This window comes from Lysinibacillus sp. RC46 (assembly GCF_041262385.1).
Taxonomy (GTDB): Bacteria; Bacillota; Bacilli; order Bacillales_A; family Planococcaceae; genus Lysinibacillus.
On sequence record NZ_JBGCCF010000012.1, the window covers coordinates 63,751 to 76,903 of the forward strand.

A 13,153-nucleotide genomic window follows, 5' to 3' on the forward strand; every position below is an offset into this window, starting at 1 on the left:
ACAATTTTGTATGAATACTTTGAAGATTTATCGGAACAATTTCAGAAAGCGCTCAGTCAGAACGGAAATCAACTCACTTTATGGAGTTTGAAATATTTGTTTCTACTAATTACCAAAAATGCTACTATAATGATATCTAAACTAAAGGAGTTGGGCATATGAGCGCAGAGATTGCAGTAGATGTTTGTTTATACAACAAATAATCCAAGGGATGTAAACTCTAACTGCAGCCCTTGAACAAGGGAGAAAACAAATGGAAAATTATTTTAAAGAATTTCTTACTGGACAATCTATTACTTTACAGCAAATGACTTCTTCCGACTTAGAAGCATTTGTAAAAATCGAAAGTGAAAAGAATACGTTGTTACTTGCCAATGACGATATTCCCTTTCCAAACACCTTTGAGGATCATGCTTCATTCTTTCAAAGTATTAGTGGAAAAAAAGAGGAATTTATCTTCGGTATATTCGAAAAGTCGTCTAATGAGCTTATCGGCTCCTGTGGCGTCTATGGAATCAACTGGAAAAATAGTACTTGCTTTGTAGGTATCTCAATTGGCGAACAATGGCACGGCAAAGGGCTTGGCACCGATGCCATGAAAACTCTTATTCATTTTATTTTTAATTATATTTCCATTAATAAAATTAAGCTTCAGGTTTTTAGCTTTAATAAAGGCGCTATTCGTTCCTACGAAAAGTGTGGCTTTACAAAAGAAGGTTCTCTACGAAATGAGATTTTCCGCTTCGGTCAATTTCATGATGTAGTTTTATTTGGTCTATTACGAGAAGATTGGAATCAAATTGGATAAGTAATTTTCCGCAGGTGGTAGAAATACTTCTGACTTCTCGATAAAATGAACCAAGGGGCCGTCAATAGACAGCCCCTTCCCCTATTCTTCCCAAATTCTTCGAACATCACTTAACACAAAATGCTGAAATGTTAATTGATACACATCAGGCATTGAAAGTTTTTTCCAAAACGAGTAGTCACATTGCGCATCAAAATACTGCATCATCAAGACCATAATATTGCCATGTGTACCAATCACTATATTGTCATTTGGATGTGCAAGTATAATTTTTTGTAAGCTGGTAATAGCTCGTTCCTTTGCGGTTTCATTAGATTCTCCACCATCAAATGCGAAATTCGGGTGACTCCTTACTTGATGAATGGCAGCGTCAAAATCAAGTATATTTCCATTAGATAATATTCTTTCTTTAAAGGAATCCATCGTTTTTATCTGTAATTTATGTTCTTGTGCGATGCCCTCCACCGTCTGAACGGCTCTTTTATATGGACTTGAATATATCGTATGGATATTTTTATTTTCAAATAATCTAGTAACACGATCCCTATCCTCAAACCCTTTACTAGAAAGTGGGCGATTGTACTCATCAGCGCTATAATGAGAATGCGCGTGTCTTACAAAATATATGACAGTCATTATAGTTCCCTCTATTTTTCTTCAGATTTTGCCTTCTTTTCTTTCATATAATTGTATAGATCAACCTTCCACATACTATCTTCTCTTAATAAGGCATATGTCTTGAGGTAGTGCGAGCTTCCGAAAATTATCTCTAATTGAACAATTGCTATACTTTCGGTACTAGAATCTTTATTCAAAGAAATACTATCGTAGTATCTGTACATTAAATAATTTTGTATATCCTCATCTAATAAATAATCTATATACTCTGCTATAAAAGTTTCTTTATCTGGAAGTTCATTGTTATTGTAGGTAATTGCATAGAGTTTATCGAAATTATGCTCAAATATTAAATTCATCATAATTAACACCATTTCCTCTGGTGTAAAAGTCTTTAGACTATTAATATTCCCTTTTTTCAAGAAATCTTCATATAAAGCTCTTTTTTCCTCTGACAATTTCTCTAAATATGTAAAATCATAATGCTTATCGATAGTTGGAGGCGTTTGTTTTGATTCTTCCACGTGTTGAATGGAATGGTTAGTAACCACTGTTGATTCTGAAGATTCTCCTTCTTTTGTTTTCACTTCTGAAGATGCTAATAATATTAAACTAGTAACAATCATAATGCTTATTAAAGGCAACCTTAACTTCAACACCATAACCTCCCCCTATCATATCAATTATGCAAACTCTATTTACCCATCATTCCGTTTATTTCGAAAATTCTCAACATTATGAACCAACATGAAATCTCCTCAATAACAAACAACAAAGAAGTTTATTTGATAAATTGTGACAAGATACGAAGACCATTAAAATTACAGTAGATTTCGACATTAGTTTTTTATAGTAAAAAAGGAGTAAAACTATTAAATATCACTCTTTGCCCGTTCTTATATTTGGCCAAAAAAAAACCCTAATATTCTAATGTAGAGGGTGATAAAACACATAATTCATACAATAAAAGGATATTTAAATAGGCTGAAATACCCTGTGTTAAAATTTCTTATTTTCCCATTATATAATTATGATTATATTTTTCTATGACTAAATTACGAATTTCTCAACCTATACACAATGTGACATATTTTTCGTTTTAGGTGAGATACAATGAAAAAGTTGAATCGAGGTCAATGTATTTCAAGAATATGAAGAAAAAATTTTAGGGGGAAAAGATTTTGGTTAAGATATCGTTTAAACAATTCTTGAAGATGGAGATTGAAAATAAAAGGAAAGATATGTATAAAAAGGCTATGGATTTAGGTTTCACCCATCCTAGCGTGGTAGATTGTAGTCAAGAATTAGATGTCCTACTAAATAAATATTCAAAAGCGATCAATAAAGCCAGCTGAAACGATTTCCGATGATTCGACTAGTTTTACCCTGTATTAGGTTCCGATTATAGAATAGATAGCAAATTCCTATTGATGTTGTAAAGATACGTATAAATAACATAAAAATGGGATATCTTCTTTATGACAGGAAAAGGAGGCCTAAAAATGCAGGTATTTTTTTTATCATTGGTCGTTTCGAGCTTTTTACTACAGCAGCCTCAAGATTCAGTAGAAAATACAGCACCTATTCTTTGCATATCTTCTGGAACAACATCTTATAAATATCCTAATAATCAATATCAGACATTTCGTACTGAGAATGATTTTTATCATCAAATAGACAAGACAATCTATGAGGAGTATAACGATGCTACCTTAAACATTCGTCAAAAAATAGCCTTTAAGGACGTACCTAAGGCTGAGGAGACATTTCATCTAAAAACTAATTTTATACGTGAAAAAATAGACCTCACTCAACATACTTTTATTCATCCCAATCGACAAGTATATTTTTTAGCATCCTTTAAGCAAAATAATCAGGAGACTTATTATAAATACCTGGTCATTGACGCTGAGACCCAAACTATCCTTTTAGGAAATAGTAATTATCAAAGTGATTCCATCAATTAAATCTATTTTGTTTGTTGTTTAGTTTATTGTATGCTTGAAAATTTGATAATAGTAGCAAAATCGATGAAAAAATCAATATTTTCCAGTAAATTTAGAAAAACATATATTACAACATACATTTCATGGCTGTTATTAGCTCGACTCGAGGGAGTAGTGACTTACCTCTGGAGTCGAGCTATATTAATATAAGGAATGGTTTAATCCCCTTTTAAGATAAGGCTTTTTGCTGTATTTCTTGCTTTAGTTCCTCTATAAACTGTTGCAATGGTTTTTCAATTAATGCTTGCTGACCATATTTACGAACAGTGACATGTTGATGATCCATTTCTTTATCACCAAGCACTAAAATATACGGTATTTTTTTCATTTGAGCTTCACGAATTTTTTTACCAAGCTTTTCTTGCCGATTGTCAATACTTACACGGATTTGTTCCTTTTGTAAAGCATCCACTACTTGCTGAACATAATCTTGATGTGTATCTGCTACCCCGATTACTTTTACTTGTTGAGGTGCAAGCCACGTTGGGAACGCCCCTCTGAAATGCTCAATTAATATGCCTAAGAAGCGATCAATTGAACCGAATACCGCTCGATGAATAACGACAGGTCTTACTTTTTCATTCTGTTCATTGATATATGTTAAATCGAATTTCTCAGGTAGTTGGAAATCGAGTTGCACCGTTGCACATTGATGACTGCGATGTATGGCATCTTTAATATGAATATCAATTTTTGGTCCATAAAACGCTCCGTCGCCTTCATTAATTGTAAAAGGAAAACCTAGATTAGTTAGTACGTTTTCTAATGCAGCTTCCGCTTCATTCCAAAGGTCAATATCGCCCATATAATCAGCTGGACGTGTTGATAATTCAATATCGTATTGGAAGTCAAAAACCTTGTATACCTCATCTATTATTTTCAGGGCAAGTGCAATTTCATCTTCAATTTGCTGTGGCGTAACAAAAATATGTGCATCATCCTGACAAAAAGTCCGAACTCGTAAAAGTCCATTTAATGCACCACTAAATTCATGTCGATAAACTTGACCAAATTCAGCCATACGAATCGGTAAATCTCTGTATGAATGTAAATCATTTTTAAAAATTAGCATATGTCCAGGGCAATTCATCGGCTTTAATGCGAAGCTTTGGTCATCTACTTGTGTAAAGTACATATTGTCTTTATAGTGATCCCAATGTCCGGATTGCTCCCATAGTCGCTGGTTCATCATCAATGGTGTCCGTACTTCTTGATAATCAAATTTTGCTTGTACATGACGTAAATAAGATTCCAATTCGTTACGAATAATTTGACCATTTGCTAAATAAAATGGCATCCCTGGTGCTTCCTCTGAAAACATAAATAAATCTAGTTCTTTTCCTAGCTTTCGATGATTGCGCTTTTCCGCTTCTTCTAAGAAAACAAAGTGTTCCTCAAGCTCTTTTTTTGAGGCAAACGCTACACCGTATATACGCTGAAGCATTTGATTATTGCTATCTCCACGCCAGTAAGCTCCAGACACATTCATTAATTTAAAATGTTGTAATTTACCTGTAGAAGGTACATGAGGTCCACGACATAGATCATAAAAGTCTCCTTGTTCATAAACCGTCACAACTTCATGTTCTGGAATATCTTCTAATAACTCTAGCTTTAGCGCATCATGAGCAAATAGCTGTTGTGCCTCTGCTCTTGTTACTTCTTTACGCTGTATTTGTATATTTTCTTGCACAATTTGCTTCATCATTTTTTCAATTTGTTGCAAATCACTTGGCGCAAAGGAATGCTCAATGTCGATATCATAATAAAAACCATTCTCTATTACTGGGCCAATCCCAAATCGAGCATCAGGGTATAAACGCTTAATTGCTTGAGCTAGTAAATGAGCTGTTGAATGACGAATTACTTGAATTCCTTCTTTTGAGCTAGCATCATAAAGGGAAATTTGTGTATCCTCCAAAATCGGGCGCGTCAAATCAATGATGGTTCCGTTGACACTCCCTACGATTGCTTTTTTACGTAAAGCGGGACTAATCGCTTGTGCAATGTCGGTTAGTGTAACACCTTTTGAAAATGCTTGTTGTTTCCCATCTGGAAATTGAATGTTAATTAATTGATTTGACATGTTCTCTACTCCTTTATTTTAAAATAAAAAAAACACATATTCGCCCCATAAAGGGACGAGCATGTGTTGATTACCCGTGGTTCCACCCAAATTCCCACTAGATGCACTAGTGGCTCATTGAAATGCAGTAACGTTGCAAGTACGGTGCAAGTTTCCAAGCACTGCTCAAAGGTAGTAAGTTTTAATAGCTGTATTAGGAAGCTTTCAGCCATCGCCCCCCTCTCTGTGAATCGCTTATTTAAACTCGTATCCTTGTCATCGCCAATTTCATTGCTTTGTGAAATTGTTATCTACTATAACGAATGCTCCAATACTTGTCAATGTCCGAAAATTCGTTTTTATGAAACAATTTAAGGTGTTTTTATTGCAAATGCATAGCAGGAAAGTAGCGATGTCGATCACTGAATTTTTTGAGCGAAGGTGTCTGGGCACTCCTATGCTCATGTCTTCATCTATTTCAGCTATTTCGCACTTCTAAAGTCTCATTGTGAGACTGCCATTGTATTTGAATGATTGGGGCAGCATCCTTTTTAAAAATTTTCGTACTTTCTTTTTTCTTTAAGATAAACTGTTTATCCGTATTTACCTGGTAGTCAATATAAGATCGGGATTCTTTAGACCCTTCTATCGTTATTTCCAAACCACCTAAATCTCCCTCTTCCCCAAGATAGAAAAGCCGCAAGCCCTCCTCCATATTACTATGATATACGGCCTTCCAGTGCTCACTTTTTGCTATGTAATGGACCTCCTCTTGTTGATTCGTACTACAAGCAACTAACACAAACATCATTAAAATTAGGAAGCATATTTTTTTCATTAGATATCGATTTTCCTTTCTTTGAAAGTTATCACATTAATATCAACTTCAATCTATCCTTCTTAATTCCTAAAGAAAGTTGTTATTTGGCTGGAATAGTTATCATCAATGTATATCCCCCTTACATGAATTGTGTAAACCATGCAATATATTTTGCTCCTGGTATAAATAATAGTTGTGCCAAAAATGTGCCTAGCAGTCTTGATCCCATCATCATCACAGAAGCTCGTTTAAGGCTTAAGTAGCTGCCTCTTTGATTGATAACATCATCTGCTAGAATGGAAATTTTAGGGTCAATAAATATAATTAGTAACATCGTCGCTACACCATTAATAAGCCCTGATGACATCACAGCAGTATTCGATCTTTCAGGAACTAATAAAGAGGCGTAAAGTGCAGACAGTACACCAATGGTATAGATGGCCGTTATAACGACATTTACGATAAATAATTTTAGAGGAATATCACGCAAGCTAATCCCCTTTAAGTATGAAAAGCTTGGCAAATGAATATGTTTTATTCCCCTTTTGATATACTCAATACTAAAACCTTTTTTGAATAATGCTGGGATCGAGCCTCTTTCCTCAGACAAATGAATAATAGCCCTTGAAAATATCGCTACAAAAGTCGGCAATAGTAGAATGCCTACCAATGTACCTAGTGAAGCGGCGCCAATAAGTATGCGGAATTGCTGTTCCACAAATGGCAATGTGTTTTCCTTTGGTGCTGTGTCAGTTAGACTTCCTGTAAAAGGCTGCTGCATCATATTTGCTAGCCTTGAAAACATGACCATGACATTAAACAGTGATAGTGCAGAAGCTAATAATTTTACACGTGCACCCGATAATCGAACTGCATACGCAAGTGTCTCTATCGAATGAATGATGAGAATAAACAAACCAATCATTATTAATTTATCTGTCAAAATATCCAAAATCTATTACCTTCTTTTCGGTTGATGATTGGTCGTCACTCTTGTATGATTTTTAGTAATCGTTTGATCCAATCTCGTACATATACTTCCCATTCTTCACGAGGAATTGTCGCTGATAGAGAAAGCGATTGCAATTTTTCTGGCATCATATGCATTTTACTTCTTAGTAGGACATTATCTTCTGACTCCTCGTCGATAAAAAGTAAATATTCCCCTTCAACAGGCTCTCTGTAAACCTTCAAGGACTCTCTAGTTCGATATACCTTTGTGGAATATAGTTTACCATCAATTTTAACTTCATAATGTCCTCGACTCCTATGTTGAATTCGGACATGCGTACCATCTAAGCGTTGGATAATCGCTTCAAACTCTAAAAGCTGCTCATCATCCATCTGAATTCCAAAAATCCAATGATTCCTATGGGGACTTTTCACATCTGCATCATATGTATCATACCTTATATTAAATTTATTTGAGTCATCGCAGCTTTCCTCTGTTAGATATGTTGCAATAAGTTCATCTAAGGCTTGTTCATCTAACTGATTGCCATAGGTTAAGATGGCGATGTACTTTTGAACCACAGCAGCATATTTGTATAATTCCTCTTCATTGTCTATCTCCCAAGGTTTTTCCTTATAGTATAGTAACGAATACAACAAAGACACTCCTTCCTTTTAATATTCTACGAAATCCAATTGAATAGGTTCCATTATTTCCCTACCAAACAAAAAAGCTATTCATTAGGTACTTTCCTCCTAACGAATAGCTTTTTTAAAGCAAAAAGTTCGATTTAATCTACAAAACGTGTAGAATAAATTCTGTCTTTTTGGTTTTTATATTTCGTGATTCAAAATGTAACTTAGAACCCGTTAGTTCAACAAGGTCGCTAATTTATCTAAACGCCGATATTAAATCAATTTTGTTTGAACTGGAGCAACACTCCAATTAATCATATTTACACCTTTAATATTAATGTATCCTAAACTCAAAATATGTGGAATATGTGCGAACATCCCAAAGTTAACACCTTTTTTATGTTCTTCTGTGAAGTAGGCAAATGTGTCTGATGGTAAAGCCGAACATTCTGGATATGAAATGATATCAATGATTTGTATTTCTTCACAAGGTATATCCGAAGCTGGGCCCATATAATTCTCTTTATTATAGAAATACACAGCATTTTTATTTTTGACCAATCTTTCTGTTGGTATTTCATAAAACATCAAATCTTTTTTAATACTTACTCCAAGAGAATGTAAAGCTTCGTAAACATAGTAAGGATGAAGAGGTAGTAAAAAAATCACATCATTCCATAAGCAATTTAATTTGGGGATGCTTTTCAATAATAAGCTCGGCCTTTCTGGATGGTTAAAATACTTTTTTGAGTAGGCCTTATAAAGTTCAGGATGTATCAATTTTATCTCGTTAAGAGAAATAAGATCCTCCCCCGTCATTTTTTTTGGCACCATATGATATAGGTAATCCATCATATTTCCTCCTCATCAAAGTTTAATTCTTTAAAGGATGATTTCTTCATTATCCTTTCATTCCTTTTCATCACTCTATATTACCTAGAAAATAAGGTGAAAAACAGAATGGTGATTTGTGGAATAATTTGTTATAATGAATTAACATAGAAACAAGAAACGCTAGAGAATGTAATTCTTCTCTAGCAGTTTTGTGTTGTTCTTAAACTTTCTAGTTCAACTAATTTGCTCCATTATTTGAATAACAGTAAACCATTGGGTCCTTTAAAAAGCATCTGATAAATGGTGCGCTTTATCTTTTCTTAATGCTTCAACTGTGAAATATATAGATTTTTTGACTAGCGGAAATAAGCATTTGCTCTACCCGATTTTCAAATGCCAAGTTTTTATGTAACTCAAGCCAACGATATCAGTAGAGGTAACTATCCGAATAATACGTACCTACGCCTTGAAATCGTTCCATCCATCCTTTCAAACGGCGATGGAAGTTATTAACGTGTTGTATGTGGATTATCTTGTTGATTTTCATTAAGATTAAAAGTCATTATTCCAGCTAGTTGAATCAGATAGCTGATAGGTCACCATATTGGCGGTTACTGCAAGAATCACACCTGCTCTGGATTTATCTATAGAAATAGGATCCTCTAATACTAGTACAACATACCCCTCACCCCGTCCCAGAGGATCTGTAGCATTTGTAGCGTTGATTTCGAAGGTTGTATACGTTTTCTCATTTGTAGCAGGGAGTATTCTTTCGTCCTGATAGACTCCATATTCCTTTAAATTATAGCAAACAGGCATCCATCCTTTTGACCAATCAATACTGCCCATTATTTCTTTTTTACGTTGTGCCAGTGTGCCAATTGAAAATGTAAAATATATCTTCATAATAGCTTGATTTAATTCGTTTTTCCCTTCACATACAGCTGTTACTTCCAGCTTAATATCCCCCTCCGAATGCTTCCGAATAACCACTAAAGTCACAGTGAAAATACAGATAACAAGTACTATGCCGATGACGACAAACCCCATTTAGTCCCTCCTAACATTTCAACGAATGTTACTATTAGATTACCATGTTTTAGGAGAGATAGTATTTTTTCATCAAACAATCTTATGAAATGACACGGGCATAAATGATAAGACATAAAACGAGTCTATAGCTAAGGTTTAACGGGCAATGGACTACCCCATCAAAGTTTATGGATGTAATGACGTTAGTTGGGAGGTAAACTGCACATAACAGCCCGACCCTTTTCTTATTTACGCTTTTTCTTCGGATTTCCAATTTCTTAACCCCAATATTTCCCGCTTACTTTGGTAATAATTCTCAACTATACTAAAGAGAATTCGTTTTAAGGAGCTTTATTTATGAAAACATCTATACCATGTCCAGATTGTCAAGAAGCAATAACGCTTGAAGACTTTGAGGATTTTTCATCACCATTTACCATGAAATGTCCACACTGCCACGTCAAATTAGAAGAGACAAAAGTAACCCCATTTCTATTAATTGGTACAATTGCAATCATTCCTTTATTTATTTTCTTAACAGAAACATTAAGATCTTTACTATCAGGCATAATCCCTGTTATCGAAAAAATCCCTTCCTTTATCGTATTCCTTGGACTGTTATATCCGTTATATGGTTTTTATGAGCGATTTAATGGACTTGTTATGTTTAATAAGGGCAATTTACAAATAAAAAAAAGAAAATGATAAGGTTGAGACAAAACTGGTCTAAGCCTTAAAAAGCGCGAGAAATCAATTTTAGAAACGTTGATTTCTCGCGCTTTTCTGATTTAAGATGCATGCAGCCTAACCAACTTTGAAAAAGAAAACCCCCATTGATAATAGCTTCCCTTTATTTAGTAGCTTGTAACTCAGCTGTTAAAGTAAATGGCATATTTAAATAATCGTACTTAATTGTTATTTTTTTAATATTAGGTGCCTCAACTTTCACTGCATAATGCTGTGGCTGCTTTCCGATGGCCTTACGATCTATGTATTGACTTGGAAAAATATTTACTTGTCTTAATTTATGATATGTAATATTCGGATTACCTACTAGCTTCGTTTCTGCTTCAAACGGTTCCGACTTACTCACGACAAGCTCAACATTTTCAGGCACTTTATCATTGATGAGTATTTGTTGAAGCTTGATGTCACGTAGTCCTTTATTCTCTATTTCTACGATTTTTATAGTTGAATCTTCTGTAGAATTCGTATAGCTGTTCATGACAAGTGGTGGATTGCTTTTTAAATAAATGATGAAGGCTCCTCCCACCACTAGAACACTAAATAATAAAACAAATAGTAATTTTTTCATTTCATTCCTCACTTTCTTACTACCCATAAGTATAGCGAGAAATCGCAGGTGATGAAACCTCGAAAATAAACAGTGATTCTTTCCGTCGCTCCTGAGGGTCTATCCACGATTTTGCATGTTCTATCCATCATTCCGGAGACTCTATCCACGACTTTGGACGTTCTATCCATCATCCCGAAGACTCTATCCACGATTTTGGACGTTCTATCCGTTGCTTCAAGTTCTAGTGAGGGTTTTTTACGCCAATTTACTTCTTTGCGCTACGTTACCCTTTAATACAAATAAAAACAACCTGACTCATTATAAGTCAGATTGCTTTGCTAATCTTATTTCATCACGTATCGGAATCCCTTCATTGCCGATTAAAGGAATTTCAGGTTTATATGCTCTTGCCTGATCTACTGCGTTTTGTAAGATTTCGATTAAGCAATAACCTCGCTTTTGATAAAATTTTAACGCATGTAAATTATCATTTGTCGTAATGAGGGTAATCATTGTACAGCCTTGTTCGGATGCATGTTGTTCAACAACTTGTACAAGCAATGAACCAATCCCCTTCCCCTCCACAATACTATCAAGGGAAATAATTTCACATTCTTTATCACGAATGATATACGTCACGAGACCTAACATCATGTTTTGTTTATCTACATAGGCGAAGCCATCTAATTGACTACAGTCATATATCCCACTGGAAATGACCATTTCTGTACTTCCCCAATGCTCTTTAAAAAACTGTAACACATCATTTTGATGTAATTGCTGAATTGGAATTACTGTCATCTACTATTCTCCTAAATTGAAAAATTAAATACACTAGCAATGGCTTTTTGAACACCTAGAAAAACTGCCCATGAAGCAATTCCTAGTCCAATGGCAAACACGATATGGATCGATGATTTCATCGCCATATAAATAACAAACAGCATAAACATTGTAGCTGGTAATCCAACAATTACACCAACCGTAAAGCGCTGAATATGTTCACTCGGCTCACTTTGCACAGTAAGCCAGATGATACTTAAAATACTGACAAGTGGTAGAGCTGCAATAATGCCGCCATAGGAAGGAAATCTTCTAGCAACCTCTGTAACAATACCGATAACGGCCGCCGAGCAAAGGATTTTTACTAATGTGTACATTATTTAGACACCTCGCTTAATAGACGAAATGCCTGTAAAATTGTTTGTTGTTGTTCTTCTGAAAGCTGGCTTAGCGCATGTTGCAGTTTTTCATCATCTAATTCAGTGTTTTTCTTTAAGACGTGAAACCCTTCTGCTGTAAGATGTAGATGTACTTTGCGTTGATCTTCGATAGATCGCTCCTTTTTCACCCAGCCATTACGCTCTAGCTTTTTTATATGCTCAGACGCTGTGTTTTGAGAAATATTCAATAACTCAGCAATATCACGTACAGTTACTTCATCTTCCTTTTGAATCATCTGTAAAATTCGCACGCTTTGATGCGAAATTGACTCTTCATGCGTTGTATGTAGATGGTAATAAATTGTTGTAAAATAGTTATTTAATTCTTTAATCATAATTTTGCTCCTTTAAATATATCGTCAAAATCGATTATATCGTAGTTTGCGATACATTTAAAGGGATGTCTAAAATTTTATATTTTCAGTTTTTTCAATGTATAAAAAATTTGGTAACCATCCGAAGGTAATCCAGCATAAGGCTTTAACCATTTTGGATAGATGATCGGAATAGCTGTAAAAAGAAAAAGGGATCCATTCATATAAAAAAATCCATTAAGAAAATTTCGAAGTGCTTCGTTAGTGAACGTATTCATAGCAATATAAGATAGGACAGCTAGACAAAGAGATATAACGGGACCCCCGAGGGAAAAAAATATTGTCTGAACTCGTGTTAAAGAGCTCTTCTTTTCTAAAAGCTTTGTTGTTTTATTGTGATAGAAAAGCTTATGATATACTAAAATATATAGAAAAATAATCAGAAAACAACAAAGGGTGGTATTTTATGTTAATTATGTTCTTAATTGTTATACCTTTATTAGGTGTTTTATGGTTTGTAAACTTCACTACTTTTCTAAAGAACTTAAA

The 13,153-nt window shown here is 34.6% G+C and carries 16 protein-coding genes and 1 pseudogene; 4 read left to right on the forward strand and 13 right to left on the reverse strand.

What is annotated here, in order from left to right:
• Positions 1-253: 253 nt before the first annotated feature.
• Positions 254-808, forward strand: a complete 555-nt coding sequence (locus ABH966_RS12775) for a GNAT family N-acetyltransferase (RefSeq protein ID WP_370078961.1) — start codon at positions 254-256, stop codon at positions 806-808.
• A gap of 81 nt (positions 809-889) precedes the next feature.
• Here ABH966_RS12775 and ABH966_RS12780 read toward each other — a convergent pair whose 3' ends face one another.
• The gene (locus ABH966_RS12780; RefSeq protein ID WP_370078963.1) at positions 890-1,444 is read right to left on the reverse strand and encodes a histidine phosphatase family protein; all 555 of its coding nucleotides are present in this window, start codon (positions 1,442-1,444) and stop codon (positions 890-892) included.
• Between the two features lie 11 nt (positions 1,445-1,455).
• Entirely contained in the window at positions 1,456-2,088 is a 633-nt protein-coding gene (locus tag ABH966_RS12785) for a hypothetical protein (protein ID WP_370078965.1), read from the reverse strand.
• Between the two features lie 552 nt (positions 2,089-2,640).
• On the opposite strand from ABH966_RS12785, the gene ABH966_RS12790 reads away from it, so the two are divergent.
• Together ABH966_RS12790 and ABH966_RS12795 are read left to right on the forward strand one after the other, a co-directional pair.
• Positions 2,641-2,781, forward strand: a complete 141-nt coding sequence (locus ABH966_RS12790) for an aspartyl-phosphate phosphatase Spo0E family protein (RefSeq protein WP_198516187.1) — start codon at positions 2,641-2,643, stop codon at positions 2,779-2,781.
• 147 nt (positions 2,782-2,928) lie between these two features.
• On the forward strand, positions 2,929-3,393 hold the full coding sequence (locus ABH966_RS12795) for a hypothetical protein (protein WP_370078967.1): 465 nt from the start codon (positions 2,929-2,931) through the stop codon (positions 3,391-3,393).
• Between the two features lie 208 nt (positions 3,394-3,601).
• Here the strand turns inward: ABH966_RS12795 and thrS are convergent, their stop codons facing one another.
• The 7 genes and pseudogenes from thrS to ABH966_RS12830 all read right to left on the reverse strand — a co-directional run bounded on the left by thrS (position 3,602) and on the right by ABH966_RS12830 (position 9,788).
• A complete protein-coding gene (gene thrS, locus ABH966_RS12800) occupies positions 3,602-5,518 on the reverse strand; it encodes a threonine--tRNA ligase (RefSeq protein WP_370078969.1) in 1,917 nt (638 codons plus the stop codon).
• 457 nt (positions 5,519-5,975) lie between these two features.
• Positions 5,976-6,335 (reverse strand): hypothetical protein, encoded by a 360-nt coding sequence (locus ABH966_RS12805; RefSeq protein WP_370078971.1) that lies wholly within the window; start codon positions 6,333-6,335, stop codon positions 5,976-5,978.
• Between the two features lie 121 nt (positions 6,336-6,456).
• Positions 6,457-7,242: a lipid II flippase Amj family protein gene (locus ABH966_RS12810; RefSeq protein WP_370079138.1), complete on the reverse strand. Its 786-nt coding sequence runs from the start codon at positions 7,240-7,242 to the stop codon at positions 6,457-6,459.
• A gap of 62 nt (positions 7,243-7,304) precedes the next feature.
• Entirely contained in the window at positions 7,305-7,925 is a 621-nt protein-coding gene (locus ABH966_RS12815) for a hypothetical protein (RefSeq protein ID WP_370078973.1), read from the reverse strand.
• Positions 7,926-8,177: 252 nt separating this feature from the next.
• On the reverse strand, positions 8,178-8,756 hold the full coding sequence (locus ABH966_RS12820) for a group-specific protein (protein ID WP_370078975.1): 579 nt from the start codon (positions 8,754-8,756) through the stop codon (positions 8,178-8,180).
• A 264-nt stretch (positions 8,757-9,020) separates the two neighbouring features.
• Positions 9,021-9,267 (reverse strand): annotated as a pseudogene (locus ABH966_RS12825) (hypothetical protein); the annotation flags it as partial.
• 23 nt (positions 9,268-9,290) lie between these two features.
• The gene (locus ABH966_RS12830) at positions 9,291-9,788 is read right to left on the reverse strand and encodes a hypothetical protein (protein ID WP_370078977.1); all 498 of its coding nucleotides are present in this window, start codon (positions 9,786-9,788) and stop codon (positions 9,291-9,293) included.
• A 339-nt stretch (positions 9,789-10,127) separates the two neighbouring features.
• Here ABH966_RS12830 and ABH966_RS12835 point away from each other — a divergent pair, with 339 nt between their 5' ends.
• A complete protein-coding gene (locus tag ABH966_RS12835; RefSeq protein WP_370078979.1) occupies positions 10,128-10,475 on the forward strand; it encodes a hypothetical protein in 348 nt (115 codons plus the stop codon).
• 145 nt (positions 10,476-10,620) lie between these two features.
• On the opposite strand, the gene ABH966_RS12840 is transcribed toward ABH966_RS12835, so the two are convergent.
• The 4 genes from ABH966_RS12840 to ABH966_RS12855 form a co-directional block, all read right to left on the reverse strand.
• Positions 10,621-11,085, reverse strand: coding sequence for a hypothetical protein (locus tag ABH966_RS12840; protein WP_370078981.1), 465 nt, complete (start codon positions 11,083-11,085; stop codon positions 10,621-10,623).
• A 300-nt stretch (positions 11,086-11,385) separates the two neighbouring features.
• Positions 11,386-11,868, reverse strand: coding sequence for a GNAT family N-acetyltransferase (locus ABH966_RS12845; RefSeq protein WP_370078983.1), 483 nt, complete (start codon positions 11,866-11,868; stop codon positions 11,386-11,388).
• Positions 11,869-11,879: 11 nt separating this feature from the next.
• The gene (locus ABH966_RS12850; protein WP_323657388.1) at positions 11,880-12,227 is read right to left on the reverse strand and encodes a DUF3147 family protein; all 348 of its coding nucleotides are present in this window, start codon (positions 12,225-12,227) and stop codon (positions 11,880-11,882) included.
• Complete coding sequence (locus tag ABH966_RS12855; RefSeq protein WP_370078985.1) at positions 12,227-12,625, reverse strand: MarR family winged helix-turn-helix transcriptional regulator; 399 nt, start codon at positions 12,623-12,625, stop codon at positions 12,227-12,229. The genes ABH966_RS12850 and ABH966_RS12855 overlap by 1 nt, the downstream gene beginning before the upstream one ends.
• Positions 12,626-13,153 lie beyond the last annotated feature (528 nt).

What these genes read in the sequence shown, in the direction of transcription:
- ABH966_RS12775 (WP_370078961.1), top strand. Translation starts at nt 254, where the DNA reads ATGGAAAATTATTTTAAAGAATTTCTTACTGGACAATCTATTACTTTA.
- ABH966_RS12780 (WP_370078963.1), bottom strand. Translation starts at nt 1,444, where the DNA reads ATGACTGTCATATATTTTGTAAGACACGCGCATTCTCATTATAGCGCT.
- ABH966_RS12785 (WP_370078965.1), bottom strand. Translation starts at nt 2,088, where the DNA reads ATGGTGTTGAAGTTAAGGTTGCCTTTAATAAGCATTATGATTGTTACT.
- ABH966_RS12790 (WP_198516187.1), top strand. Translation starts at nt 2,641, where the DNA reads ATGGAGATTGAAAATAAAAGGAAAGATATGTATAAAAAGGCTATGGAT.
- ABH966_RS12795 (WP_370078967.1), top strand. Translation starts at nt 2,929, where the DNA reads ATGCAGGTATTTTTTTTATCATTGGTCGTTTCGAGCTTTTTACTACAG.
- thrS (WP_370078969.1), bottom strand. Translation starts at nt 5,518, where the DNA reads ATGTCAAATCAATTAATTAACATTCAATTTCCAGATGGGAAACAACAA.
- ABH966_RS12805 (WP_370078971.1), bottom strand. Translation starts at nt 6,335, where the DNA reads ATGAAAAAAATATGCTTCCTAATTTTAATGATGTTTGTGTTAGTTGCT.
- ABH966_RS12810 (WP_370079138.1), bottom strand. Translation starts at nt 7,242, where the DNA reads ATGATTGGTTTGTTTATTCTCATCATTCATTCGATAGAGACACTTGCG.
- ABH966_RS12820 (WP_370078975.1), bottom strand. Translation starts at nt 8,756, where the DNA reads ATGGATTACCTATATCATATGGTGCCAAAAAAAATGACGGGGGAGGAT.
- ABH966_RS12830 (WP_370078977.1), bottom strand. Translation starts at nt 9,788, where the DNA reads ATGGGGTTTGTCGTCATCGGCATAGTACTTGTTATCTGTATTTTCACT.
- ABH966_RS12835 (WP_370078979.1), top strand. Translation starts at nt 10,128, where the DNA reads ATGAAAACATCTATACCATGTCCAGATTGTCAAGAAGCAATAACGCTT.
- ABH966_RS12840 (WP_370078981.1), bottom strand. Translation starts at nt 11,085, where the DNA reads ATGAAAAAATTACTATTTGTTTTATTATTTAGTGTTCTAGTGGTGGGA.
- ABH966_RS12845 (WP_370078983.1), bottom strand. Translation starts at nt 11,868, where the DNA reads ATGACAGTAATTCCAATTCAGCAATTACATCAAAATGATGTGTTACAG.
- ABH966_RS12850 (WP_323657388.1), bottom strand. Translation starts at nt 12,227, where the DNA reads ATGTACACATTAGTAAAAATCCTTTGCTCGGCGGCCGTTATCGGTATT.
- ABH966_RS12855 (WP_370078985.1), bottom strand. Translation starts at nt 12,625, where the DNA reads ATGATTAAAGAATTAAATAACTATTTTACAACAATTTATTACCATCTA.